Origin of the sequence: Aquabacterium sp. (assembly GCF_050725395.1) — a bacterium.
In the GTDB taxonomy this organism is placed as follows: Bacteria; Pseudomonadota; Gammaproteobacteria; order Burkholderiales; family Burkholderiaceae_C; genus Aquabacterium.
On the sequence record NZ_JBOHHL010000067.1, the window covers coordinates 1 to 11,242 of the forward strand.

Sequence of the window (11,242 nt, forward strand, 5' to 3'; positions counted from 1 at the left end):
TATTCGGATCAGTCTGTTGCCAGACTTTCACCAACGACTTTTTATCGCCGTTTGGCTTTTCTCATCCAAACACCCACGCTTATCGGCTGCTAATTTTTAAAGAACTGGATCGCTTGCAGGGTTTCTGGCTTTTCAACCAACCCCTTGATGCCGCTTTGTTTGCTGCGTCATCAGCGAAGAATGCAATTATGTCATGGTTTTGAAGGAGTGCGCAAGTCCTTTGCAAAAAGTTTTCAAAAAGATTGCGAAGGCACACTAGAGGCTCACTTTGAAAGGACGCATGTGCTGCCCCGTTTGTATGTTGCCGAGCCCGGATTGATCTTGAATGAAGGCGCCGAACTGGCCCTGCCTGAGGGCGCCGCGCGCCATGTGCAGGTGCTGCGGCTGCAACCGGGTGATCCTGTCTGCTTGTTTGATGGCTTAGGCGGCGAATGGGCCGCGCAAGTGACGGCCATGGGGCGCAAGGAAGTGCGGGCCACGGTGGGACGGCATTCCACAGCGGATCGCGAGTTGAGCCTGGACGTGACCTTGGCGCTGGGGATGCCAGCCAACGAACGCATGGACACGGTGGTGGAGAAGGCCACGGAATTGGGGGTCTTCGCCATCCAGCCTTTGATGTGTGAGCGCTCGGTGCTGCGACTGGACGGCGAGCGCGCCCTGAAGAAGGTGGCGCACTGGCAAGGCGTGGCGATCGCGGCTTGTGAGCAGTCGGGCCGGACCCGGGTGCCGGAGGTTCGGCCCGTGATGACGCTGAAGGCCTGGCTGGCTCAACAGGGAACAAGCACTGGCGAATCAGGGACTGCCGCCAGTGCGGCGACGCCAAGGCGCGGGGTGCTGAGCCTGCGGGATGCCCAGTGGGTGGGTGATTGGCTTGCGAGACAAGCTGCAGGAGATGACGCCATCAGTGCCCACCGGGAAGCCTGGAGTTTCTTGAGCGGCCCCGAGGGTGGCTTGAGCGAGGCCGAGGAGGATCTGGCGCGACGTCATGGCTGGACACCCGTCAGCCTGGGGAATCGGGTTCTGCGGGCCGACACCGCTCCGCTGACGGTGATGAGCCTGATGGCCACACGCCAGCGGCCTCACCAAAACTAAGCCGGAGAGGAGCCCTCGTCCGGCTTGGCGCCTTTGGCTTTGTTGGAGCCGGCGACCAGGTCGAACTTGAAGAGGCGGCACTCGATGGGGCCGTTGAAGAGCACCACGCGGCGATTCTCTTTGAGGCGCATGGCGCTGGGCAGCTTCATGTCGGGGCTGAGGATCCAGGCGGTCCAGCCGGTGTACTGGCGTTTCCAATGGGCGGACAGGCGCTGGAAGAAGTCGTCAGCCTCGGCAGCATCGAATTGCTCCCGGCCTGAGCGCGGGGCGACGGGTTCTTCGTGTTCTTGCATGCGGCGGCCGCCTTGGCCGGTGCCTTTGGGGTCGATGCGCTCGCCATAAGGCGGGTTGAACATCAACAAGCCAGCCTCGACAGGGGCGGGACGCTGCAAGGCGTCGCCGGTCTTGAAGTCGATGGCGTGCAGGACGCCGGCGCGCTCGGCGTTGCGCGTGGCGAAGTCGGTCATGCGGAAGGAGACGTCGCCGGCGTAGATGCGCACCTGGGGCTCGCGGCGGCGGGCTTTGGCGGCTTGGCGCAATGCGTTCCAGTGCTCTTCATGGGGCGCGAAGGGCAGCAGGTTTTCGAAGGCGAAATGGCGCAGGAGCCCGGGCGCGATGTCGCAGGCGATTTGCGCCGCCTCAATGGGAATGGTGCCGGCGCCGCAGCAGGGGTCGAGCAGGGGGCCGTCTTCGGGGCGGCCTTGCCAGCCGGCGGCGGCGAGCATGGCCGCCGCGAGTGTTTCTTTGAGCGGGGCTTCGCCGACGTCTTCGCGCCAGCCGCGCTTGAAGAGCGCTTCGCCGGAGGTGTCGATGTAGAGGAAGGCTTGCGTTTCGTCCAAGTGCAGGACGAGGCCGAGGTCGGGGTGCCAGGTGTCGACGCTGGGGCGTTCGCCGGTGGCGTCGCGCAGGACGTCGCAGACGGCGTCCTTGATGCGCAAGCCCGGGAAGTTGAGGCTGCGCAGCGGGCTGTTGCGGGCGGTGACATCGACGCGCAGGGTGTGCTGCGGTGTGATCCAGTCGGTCCAATCAATTTGCCGCGCCATGCCGTAGAGGTCGTCTTCGTGGCGGTAGAAGTTAACGGCGACGCGCCAAAGGACGCGCTGGGCCAGGCGGCTTTCGAGGTTGAGCTTGAAGACGCAGTCGATGAGCTGGGCGGGGCTGTCGGCCTGGACTTCGACGCCGCCGCGCACGGATTGGACTTCGGCGCCTTGGCCGAGGATGCGCTTGGCTTCGTCGGCCAGCAGGGTTTCGACGCCCATGGCGCAGGGCATGAACAGGGCCTGGACGCGAGCGGGATTCACCGGCGGGATGAATTTCTTGGCGGGCGCGTTGCCGCGTGGGCCCGTTTGGGCGGCACGGCCAGGAGCGGGGATGCGGCGCGGAGGGGGCTTGGGAGTCGTCACGGTGCGGACTGAAAAGGGGCAGGCAGCTCAGCTGCGGAGGACGGCCAGGACGTCGGATCGGAATTCTCGCTGATAGAGAACCCACAGCACGGCCAGGGTGCCCACGGCGAAGGCGGCGGGCGAGACGAACCAGCCAATGACGGCAAAAGACATGTAATAGGCGCGCAGGCCATCGGCGAAGCTTTCGGCGGCCATGCCCATGAGGCGGCCGGCGCGGTCGGCGAATTCCTGCCGATCAGCATCGCCTTTGTCGAAGACCTCGACGTTGGGCGCCGCCCCGACCAGGATGGCGCCGAAGGAATAGACGCGCATCGACCAGGTGAAGCGGAAGAAGGCGTAGATGAAGACGGCCAGCAGGGACAGGATCTTCAAATCGAAAACCAGCATGGAGGTGCGTGCCGCGAAGGGCAGGTCCTTCACCAGGTCACTGGCTTTTTCGCTGGTGCCGAGCACGGCGAGCAGGCCGCCCAGGACCAGGATGGTGGTCGAGGCCCAGAAGGACGGGCTGGTGGACAGGTTCTGCACCACGGCGGCATCGACGATGCGCTGGTCGCGGAAGGTGACCTGGTACATCCACACATTGCGGAAGTGGTTGGTGCTGGCCAGCAGGGTGTGCTCGGACTTGGCGCGCCACTTGGCGAAGAGCGCGTAGCCAATCCAGCCGAAGAGGAAGAGTGCGGCCGCCGCCCAGTCCGCCAGGGGCAGGGTGGACAGCACGGTGTCCAGGCGGCTGAGCAGCATCAGAGGGCCTTGCGCAGGTTCGCCGGAGCGATCTTGAGGGCTTCGCGGTACTTGGCCACGGTGCGGCGCGCGACCTGGATGCCTTGCTCCTCCAACATGCTGCTGAGCTGGCTGTCGGACAGCGGCTTCTTGGGGTCTTCGGCGACCACGAGTTGCTTGATGAGCGCGCGCACCGCCGTGCTGGACGCGTTGCCACCCGCTTCGGTGTTGAGTGATGAGCCGAAGAAGTACTTCAGCTCGAAGGTGCCGAACGGGGTCGACATGTACTTGGCCGTGGTGACGCGCGAGATCGTGGACTCGTGCAGGCCCAGTTCGTCGGCGATCTCGCGCAGTACCAAGGGCTTCATGGCGATTTCACCGTGGGTGAAGAAGTTCTTCTGCCGGTCGACGATGGCTTGCGAGACGCGCAGGATGGTGTCGAAGCGCTGCTGGATGTTCTTGACGAACCAGCGGGCCTCTTGCAGGCGCGAGCTCATGGCCACGTGGCCTTCGGAGGCGGTGGTGCCGCGCGGCGAACGGCTCTGGCGCAAAGCTTGCGCGTACAGATCATTGATGCGCAACTTGGGCATCACGTCCTGGTTGAGCACGACCTTCCAGTTGCGACCCGACTTCTGCACGATCACGTCGGGCACGATGATGTTGGCCTCGGCGCGCGTGAAGGGCCGGCCGGGCTTGGGCTCCAGGCTGACGATGAGCGTCTGCGCTTCTTTCAGCACGGTCTCGTCGACGCCCAGGGCGCTCACCAGCTTCTTGGTGTCGCGGCGGGCCAGCAGGTCGAGGTGGCTCTTGCAAATGGCGATGGCCGTGGTCTGCGCCTGGCAGACCGGCAACACGCGCAGTTGCAGGATCAGGCACTCGGACAGGTTGGCCGCGCCAACGCCGATGGGGTCCATGTGCTGCAGCCAGTTCAGCGCGCAGCGCAGGCGGGACATGACTTCGTCGAGGTCGTCTTCTTCCGCATCCTCGTCGAGCAGGGAGGCGGCGATGTCTTCCAGCGAATCGGCGAGGTAGCCGTCTTCGTTGAGCGATTCGATCAGCATCTCGACCGCGGCCATGTCAGCGGGGCCGAGGCGGGTGCCGCGCAATTGCTGGCGCAGGTGTTCCTGCAGGCTGATGGCGATGCTGTTGCGCTCGAGCGGGTCGAAATCGTCGTCGTCGTTGTTGCGGTTGGGCGTTTCGCGGATGCCGTCGAAGTCTTCGCGCTCGGTGCCGTTTTCCCAGTCGTCGCGCTCGGTGGTGCCGAGTTCGGCGGTGTCGAGCGCGGCGGCCTCGGGTTCGGCGCTGCTGTCTTTTTGCGCGGCTTCGTGGTCGGAGGCGCTGCTGTCGTTGCGCTGGCGTTCGTATTCGAGGCCGGCGGCCACGTCGAGCGCAGGCAGCTCTTCTTCAGGCTCCAGGAAGGGGTTCTGCTCGAGCATCTGCTCGATTTCCTGGTGCAGTTCCAGCGTGGACAACTGCAGCAGGCGGATGGACTGCTGCAACTGCGGCGTGAGCGCGAGGTGCTGGGAAAGGCGGAACTGCAGGGAGGGCTTCATGACGACGTCTCAGCGCTCACATGCGGAAATGTTCGCCAAGGTAGACCTTGCGCACCTCGGCGTTGTTGATGATCTCGGCGGGGCGGCCTTCGGCCAGCACGCGGCCTTCGCTGATGATGTAGGCACGGTCGCAGATGCCCAAGGTTTCGCGCACGTTGTGGTCGGTGATGAGCACGCCAATGCCGCGTCCCTTGAGGAAACTGATGATGCGCTGGATCTCGATCACGGCGATGGGGTCGACGCCCGCGAAAGGTTCGTCGAGCAGGATGAAGCGGGGCTGCGTGGCCAGGGCGCGCGCGATCTCGACGCGGCGGCGCTCGCCACCCGACAGCGACAAGGCGGGGTTGCTGCGCAGGCGCTCGATGCTGAGGTCGCGCAGCAGGGTGTTCAGGCGCTCTTCGATCTCTTGGCCGCTCAGGGCCTTGCCACGCGCGTCGCGTTGCAGTTCGAGCACGGCGCGGATGTTTTCCTCGACGTTGAGCTTGCGGAAGATGGAGGCTTCTTGCGGCAGGTAGCTCAGGCCGCGGCTGGAGCGCTCGTGGATGGGCAGGCGCTCGACGCGCTGGCCATCGATCTCGATCACGCCGGCGTCGGCGCGCACCAGGCCCACGATCATGTAGAAGCTGGTGGTTTTGCCAGCGCCATTGGGGCCCAGCAGGCCAACGACTTCACCCGCCTCGACCGCCACGTGCACATCGTGCACCACGGTGCGGGCGCCGTAGCGCTTCTTCAGGCCCTCGGCACGCAGTCGGCTGGTGGTGTCCACCAAGGTCGGCTGGAAGTCAGCGCTCATCGGCGGGCACTTTCCAGATCGGTGGGCGACAAGGAAGGCGTGGGCGACAGGGCCGCACCCTTGTCGCGACCGGTTTCGGGTTTGCCTTGGCTGGGACCGGAGGCCGGGCGGGGCGCGATCACACCACGGACACGGCCGCTGGACGTGGCCGAACCGGTGCCGCCCACCACCTGGAAGACCTCGGTGCGGTTGTCATAAACGATGGTTTGGCCCACGACCTCGTCGGCCAGGGTGGTGCCGCGCAGGCGCCGCATGATGGCGCGGCCAGTGAAGCGCACGGTGTCCGACGTGCCGTCGTATTCGACGCGCTCGCCTTCACCCTCGATGAACTCGTCGAGGCCTTCGCGTTTCTGACGGAAGTAGGCTCGGCCATTGCCCGCGCCCCGCGCATTGGCGGTCTGGGTGCCATCGGCGTTCTGGCGCACCTCGACCCGCGCCGCCCGGAACACCATGGAGCCCTTGGTGATCTCGACATTGCCGGTAAGGATGTTGATGCGCTGGGTGTCATCGACCCGGGCGCTGTCGGCGGAGAAATTGAGCGGCTGGTTGCGGTCGGCCTGTTCAGCGCGGACCGGACCGGCCAGCAGCCAGGCGCCGGCCAAAGCGACCCCCGCCGCAGGCAGGACTCGCCCGACCAAGGTGGCCAGGCGCTGTACAAAGGTGAGGGGGGCTATGGAAAACGACGACATGATTCGGCATGGAAATTGCATTCATTCTAGCCGTGAAGCCTGCGCTTCCGACAAAGAATGATGTGATTTCCGCACCCCGGCACCGGTTTTCAGGCCGGCATCAAGCCGGCAAGCAAGTGCTTACTTGCCTTTTCGGGCTTTGGCGATCAGGAAATCGGCCACGGCCAAGGTTTTCTCAGGTGTGGCATTGAGCGACACCGAGGTGGTGAACTGGCCAGCAATGCCCAACGTCGGCACCCCATCCAGCTTGTAGGCCTCCATCAGGCCACGCGCCTGGCGGGCCTTGGTCTGCACCGCGAAGGAGTTGTACATGGCCAAGAACTTGGTGGGATCGACACCATTCTTGGTGACGAAGACCGAGATCGCTTCCGGGTTGTCCAGCTTTTGTTGCTCCACGTGGATGGCATGGAACACCTTGGCGTGCAGCGCCGGGATCAGGCCCAGGGCCTCGATGGCGAAATAGAGCTGCTGGTGCGCCACGAAAGGCACCTCGCGGAACACCACGGGTACGCGGCGGAACACCACGTCGGCCGGCAACTTGGCGGCCCAAGCGGCCAGGGAAGGCTCGAAATGGAAGCAATGCGGGCAACCGTACCAGAAGAATTCGACCACTTCGACTTTGCCGGCCGGCGCCGACACCGGCGCAGCCTGGGACAACTTGACGTAGTTGGTACCCTCGACCGGGGCGGCAGCTTGCGCCTGGGCGCCAGACCAGATGGCGGGGGCCAGGGTCAATCCAGCGACCCCCAGGGCCTGGGACGAAAACTCGCGGCGGTTCATGAGACTTCCTTTCGGTGATGCCTGTCGTTGTTCTTCAGCGGTGTGATCCGATCACTTCTGCACGCGCACCAGGGCGGAATCCACCCCGTTGGACGAGAGCTTGACGCGGACGTCTTCCGCTTGCTCGCGCTGGCCAAAGGGACCGATCCGGACGCGGTACATGATGCGGCCACTGACCTCGCGCTCGACGATGCGGGCTTCCAGGTCGATCAGCGCGAGCTTGCCTTTTTGCTGCTCGGCCTCGGCCTGGTTGGCATACGCACCAGCTTGCACGTAGTAGCTCAACGAATCAGCCCCCGAAGCGGTGGACACGGGTTCGCCAGAAAGGATGGCCGCCGGGTTGCGCGCACTGGACGCGGCCTTGGCCGGCGCCGCGGGTTTGGACGAGGCCACGGCGGCTGGCGCGGCCGGGTCGGTGGTGATGGGGTGGACGCCCGACGCCGACGATGCCGGTTCGGCCGGCGCGGACGCGGCCTCGTCGACCACCGGCTGGGGAACCGCGTGCGGCTTGGCGGGGTTCTTGCCGTACAGGCCGCTGTTGGGATCCCAGTTCTTGTTGTGCTCGGCCTCTGCCGCGTCTTGTTCGGCCGTGCGCTGGGGCACCTTGTCGATGAAGGGCAAAGGCACTTTGGTGATGTACACCGCCACGCCCAGGGACAGGGCCAACCCGATCAACAGGCCGACGATCATGCCGAGGAAGAAGCCTCCGCGTTGCGATTTCATGTGCATTGTCCTTGGCAGGAGTTACATCTTTTCAGGAGCACCGACCCCAAGCAGGGCCAGACCGTTGCGCAACACCTGGGCGGTGGCGGACAGCAGGGCCATGCGGGCCCGGCTGAGTTCGACCTCGTCGACCAGGAAACGTTCCGCTGCATAGTAGCTGTGGAACGCACCGGCCAGGTCGCGCAGATAGAACGCCACATCGTGCGGCGCCAGGCCTTGGGCTGCGAGCGTGAGCATGCCGGGGTATTCGGCCAGCCTGGTCATCAGCGTGAGTTCGGTGTCGGCCTTGAGCAGGCTGAAATCGGCCTTCGGCAAGGCGGACAAATCGCCTCCCTTGTCGGCCGCCCAGTCGCGCAGCACCTTGCTCATGCGGGCGTGGGCGTACTGGACGTAAAACACGGGGTTCTCATCGTTGGTCTTCAAGGCCAGGTCCACGTCGAAGACGAATTCGGTGTCGGCCTTGCGGCTGATCAGGAAGAAGCGCACGGCGTCCTTGCTGGTCCACTCGATCAGGTCGCGCAGGGTGACATAGCTGCCGGCGCGCTTGGAGATCTTGACCTCCTCGCCGCCTTTGAGCACGGTGACCATCTTGTGCAGGACGTAGTCGGGCCAGCCTTGCGGGATGCCGACGCCAGCGGCTTGCAGGCCGGCGCGCACGCGGGCGATGGTGCCGTGGTGGTCCGAGCCCTGGATGTTGACGACCTGCTGGAAGCCGCGTTCCCACTTGGCGATGTGGTAGGCCACGTCGGGCACGAAGTAGGTGTAGCCGCCGTCGGACTTGCGCATGACGCGGTCCTTGTCGTCGCCATAGTCGGTGCTGCGCAGCCAGAGGGCGCCGCCCTCTTCGAAGGTCTTGCCGGCATCGACGAGCTTCTTGACCGCTTGCTCGACCCGGCCGCTGGTGTAGAGGCTGGACTCGAGGTAATAGTTGTCGAAGCGGACGCCGAAGGCCTTCAGGTCCAGGTCCTGTTCGTGGCGCAGGTAGGCGACAGCGAACTGGCGGATGCCGTCGACATCGTCGATGTCACCAGACGCGGTGAATTCGCGGTCGTCGGCCTTGACGGTCTTCTTGGCCAGGAAATCGGCGGCGATGTCGGCGATGTAGTCGCCGTTGTAGGCGGACTCGGGCCATTCGGCATCACCGGGCTTGAGGCCTTTCAGGCGCGCCTGGGTGGAGGCGGTGAGCGTGGCGATCTGGACGCCGGCATCGTTGTAATAGAACTCGCGGGTGACCTGCTGGCCTTGCGTGGCGAAAAGGTTGCACAAGGCGTCGCCCAAGGCGCCCTGGCGGCCGTGGCCCACGTGCAGCGGGCCGGTGGGGTTGGCCGAGACGAATTCCACCAGCACCTTGCGTTCGCTCACGGGCTGGCAGCCGAAGCGCTCGCCCTCGGCCAGCACCTCGGCGACGATGGCCTGCTTGGCCTCGGGCTTGAGGCGCAGGTTGATGAAACCGGGGCCGGCGATTTCCAGGCTGGCCACCCATTGCTGGACGGCGGGCTGTTGCTGCAAGACGTCGATCAGCGCCTGGGCCAGTTCGCGCGGGTTCTTCTTGAGGGGCTTGGCCAGTTGCATGGCGGCCGTGCAGGCGAGGTCGCCGTGGGAGGCCTGCTTGGGGGCCTCGAAGACGGGGATGTGGCTGCTGTCGGGGACGGCGATGCGCAGGGCATCTTTCAGGGCGGAAAGTAAGGCACGCTTGGCTTGAATCATGGCGGGGATTCTACGGGCGGGCACAAGTGGACGCACAGTGAGCAGAAATGCACACTTGGGGCGGGGCTTTTCAGTGCACGGCAAAGACCACGGCATGGAAAGATCGGGGCATGACAGGCATCGACATCGACATTGACACCGGCATGATCGGCAAATACCGGGTGCTGAAGAAGCTGGGCGAAGGTGCCACCAGTGAAGTGTTCCTGTGCCGGGACGATTTCAACAACCGCGATGTGGCGGTCAAGCGGGTGAGGTCCGGGGCCCTGACCGATGCGGTGGATGGTCCGGTCTTCGCGCGGTTCTTCGCGGCCGAGGCGGCCTTGGTGGGGCGCTTGCACCACCCCAATGTCGTGCAGATCCTGGACGCGGTGCCCGACCCGGTGGCGCCCTACCTGGTGATGGAGTTCGTGCCGGGCAGCACCCTGAGGTCGTATTGCCGCCCGGACCAGCTGCTGCCGCTGGAGCTGATCATCGAAATCGGCTTCAAGTGCGCGATGGCTTTGGGCTATGTGTACCGGCAGGGTTTGATCCACCGCGACGTGAAGCCGGCCAACATCATGGCCATCACCAACACCACGGGTGTGATCACCGATGTGAAGGTGACCGACTTCGGCAGCGTGCTGAACATGAGCGCCGAGGCGACGCAGGTGCACCAGGTGGGTTCCCTGGCCTACATGGCGCCTGAACAGCTCGATGGCCACACGCTGGATTGCCGCGCCGACATCTATTCATTGGGCGCCGTGCTTTACCACCTGGTGGCGGGCAAACCCCCTTTCGAGGCGCCCTCGCAAGCGGTGCTGATGAACCAGATCTACAACCAGGATGCCGCCCCGCTGTCGGGCATGCGTTCGGGGGTGAACGAGTCGGTCAGCACCGTCATCTTGAAGGCGCTGGCCAAGAACGCGGACGACCGTTATCCCAATTGGGATGCCTTTGCCCAGGCCTTGTCGGGCTTGATCGCGGACCACAAGGTGCCGCGTGGTCACCTGCAGGGCGTGCTGGACTCGGAGCGTTTCAACCTGCTGAGGGCGCTGGACTTTTTCAGCAGCTTTGGCGATGTGGAGTTGTGGGAAGTGGTGCACCGCGCCAAGTGGCAACGCTTTCCGTTTGGCCACGCGCTTTACCGGCGTGGCGAAGAAGGGCGCAGTTTTCACATCATTGCGCAAGGCAGCGTGGAGGTGTACCGCACAGGCAAGCGCGTGGCGCTGCTGGGCGCGGGCACCTCGGTGGGCGAGATGGCCTACCTGGCGCCCAGCCCCGAATTGCGCCGCCACAGCACCGACGTGGTGGTGACCGAGGCGGTGACGACGATCTCGTTCACGCCCGAAAGCATGCAGCAGTTGAGCCCGAACAGCCGGCACCTGTTCGACGAGGCGTTCATCCGCGTGCTGGTGCGCCGCTTGCACGCGGCGCACGAGGCCCTGGCGCACCCACGCCGAATCTTGTAGCCCTGTCATCCAAAGCTGGCTACAGTGCGTTGAAGCAGTTCAACCACCCCAGCCCAAGATGGAGTTCACATGCGCGCACTGATTGCCTCACTGTCCCTGGTTCTGATCTCTGGCCTGGCGCATGCCGGGGAAGCTTGCGAGGCCAAGGCCATCGACAAGAACGGCAAGCCGCTGGCCGGCGCCGCCAAGAGCAGCTTCGTCAAGAAGTGCGAAAAGGAAAGCGGAGGCGCCGCCTGCGCCGCCAAGGCCATCGACAAGAACGGCAAGCCGCTGGCGGGCGCCGCCAAGAACAGTTTCGTCAAGAAGTGCGAGAAAGACGCGGCCGCCGCAATCG

Annotated in this window: 12 protein-coding genes; 4 read left to right on the plus strand and 8 right to left on the minus strand. The window is 64.8% G+C overall.

All coding sequences use genetic code 11. The annotated features are described in order from the left end of the window. Together ACREB4_RS20770 and ACREB4_RS20775 are read left to right on the plus strand one after the other, a co-directional pair. Positions 1-203: hypothetical protein (locus ACREB4_RS20770; protein ID WP_431590145.1), on the plus strand; the 203-nt coding region annotated here is incomplete at its 5' end. A 79-nt stretch (positions 204-282) separates the two neighbouring features. Continuing rightward, positions 283-1,092 (plus strand): 16S rRNA (uracil(1498)-N(3))-methyltransferase, encoded by an 810-nt coding sequence (locus tag ACREB4_RS20775; RefSeq protein ID WP_431590155.1) that lies wholly within the window; start codon positions 283-285, stop codon positions 1,090-1,092. Here the strand turns inward: ACREB4_RS20775 and ACREB4_RS20780 are convergent. The 8 genes from ACREB4_RS20780 to argS all read right to left on the minus strand — a co-directional run bounded on the left by ACREB4_RS20780 (position 1,089) and on the right by argS (position 9,460). Then, the gene (locus ACREB4_RS20780) at positions 1,089-2,363 is read right to left on the minus strand and encodes a THUMP domain-containing class I SAM-dependent RNA methyltransferase (protein WP_431590156.1); all 1,275 of its coding nucleotides are present in this window, start codon (positions 2,361-2,363) and stop codon (positions 1,089-1,091) included. The genes ACREB4_RS20775 and ACREB4_RS20780 overlap by 4 nt on opposite strands. Positions 2,364-2,522: 159 nt before the next feature. Continuing rightward, on the minus strand, positions 2,523-3,236 hold the full coding sequence (locus ACREB4_RS20785) for a DUF599 domain-containing protein (RefSeq protein WP_431590146.1): 714 nt from the start codon (positions 3,234-3,236) through the stop codon (positions 2,523-2,525). Continuing rightward, entirely contained in the window at positions 3,236-4,768 is a 1,533-nt protein-coding gene (locus ACREB4_RS20790) for an RNA polymerase factor sigma-54 (RefSeq protein ID WP_431590147.1), read from the minus strand. Before ACREB4_RS20790 ends, ACREB4_RS20785 begins: the two co-directional genes overlap by 1 nt. 16 nt (positions 4,769-4,784) lie before the next feature. Continuing rightward, on the minus strand, positions 4,785-5,561 hold the full coding sequence (gene lptB / locus ACREB4_RS20795) for an LPS export ABC transporter ATP-binding protein (protein ID WP_431590148.1): 777 nt from the start codon (positions 5,559-5,561) through the stop codon (positions 4,785-4,787). Beyond that, complete coding sequence (gene lptA / locus ACREB4_RS20800) at positions 5,558-6,250, minus strand: lipopolysaccharide transport periplasmic protein LptA (RefSeq protein ID WP_431590149.1); 693 nt, start codon at positions 6,248-6,250, stop codon at positions 5,558-5,560. The genes lptB and lptA overlap by 4 nt, the downstream gene beginning before the upstream one ends. 120 nt (positions 6,251-6,370) lie before the next feature. Further along, the gene (locus ACREB4_RS20805) at positions 6,371-7,030 is read right to left on the minus strand and encodes a thiol:disulfide interchange protein DsbA/DsbL (protein ID WP_431590150.1); all 660 of its coding nucleotides are present in this window, start codon (positions 7,028-7,030) and stop codon (positions 6,371-6,373) included. A 51-nt stretch (positions 7,031-7,081) separates the two neighbouring features. Then, positions 7,082-7,753: an SPOR domain-containing protein gene (locus ACREB4_RS20810; RefSeq protein WP_431590151.1), complete on the minus strand. Its 672-nt coding sequence runs from the start codon at positions 7,751-7,753 to the stop codon at positions 7,082-7,084. 21 nt (positions 7,754-7,774) lie between these two features. Beyond that, the gene (gene argS, locus ACREB4_RS20815) at positions 7,775-9,460 is read right to left on the minus strand and encodes an arginine--tRNA ligase (protein WP_431590152.1); all 1,686 of its coding nucleotides are present in this window, start codon (positions 9,458-9,460) and stop codon (positions 7,775-7,777) included. Positions 9,461-9,570: 110 nt separating this feature from the next. Here argS and ACREB4_RS20820 point away from each other — a divergent pair, with 110 nt between their 5' ends. Beyond that, positions 9,571-10,908 carry a protein kinase domain-containing protein gene (locus ACREB4_RS20820; protein ID WP_431590153.1) on the plus strand — a complete coding sequence of 446 codons (1,338 nt, stop codon included), beginning with the start codon at positions 9,571-9,573 and terminating at the stop codon, positions 10,906-10,908. Between the two features lie 69 nt (positions 10,909-10,977). Continuing rightward, positions 10,978-11,242, plus strand: a 265-nt coding sequence (locus ACREB4_RS20825) for a hypothetical protein (RefSeq protein ID WP_431590154.1), incomplete at its 3' end; no start/stop codon positions are given.

Coding starts and splice junctions, on each gene's coding strand:
- ACREB4_RS20780 (WP_431590156.1), bottom strand. CDS start 2,363: ATGCCCTGCGCCATGGGCGTCGAAACCCTGCTGGCCGACGAAGCCAAG.
- argS (WP_431590152.1), bottom strand. CDS start 9,460: ATGATTCAAGCCAAGCGTGCCTTACTTTCCGCCCTGAAAGATGCCCTG.
- ACREB4_RS20805 (WP_431590150.1), bottom strand. CDS start 7,030: ATGAACCGCCGCGAGTTTTCGTCCCAGGCCCTGGGGGTCGCTGGATTG.
- lptA (WP_431590149.1), bottom strand. CDS start 6,250: ATGTCGTCGTTTTCCATAGCCCCCCTCACCTTTGTACAGCGCCTGGCC.
- lptB (WP_431590148.1), bottom strand. CDS start 5,561: ATGAGCGCTGACTTCCAGCCGACCTTGGTGGACACCACCAGCCGACTG.
- ACREB4_RS20785 (WP_431590146.1), bottom strand. CDS start 3,236: ATGCTGCTCAGCCGCCTGGACACCGTGCTGTCCACCCTGCCCCTGGCG.
- ACREB4_RS20810 (WP_431590151.1), bottom strand. CDS start 7,753: ATGAAATCGCAACGCGGAGGCTTCTTCCTCGGCATGATCGTCGGCCTG.
- ACREB4_RS20820 (WP_431590153.1), top strand. CDS start 9,571: ATGACAGGCATCGACATCGACATTGACACCGGCATGATCGGCAAATAC.
- ACREB4_RS20790 (WP_431590147.1), bottom strand. CDS start 4,768: ATGAAGCCCTCCCTGCAGTTCCGCCTTTCCCAGCACCTCGCGCTCACG.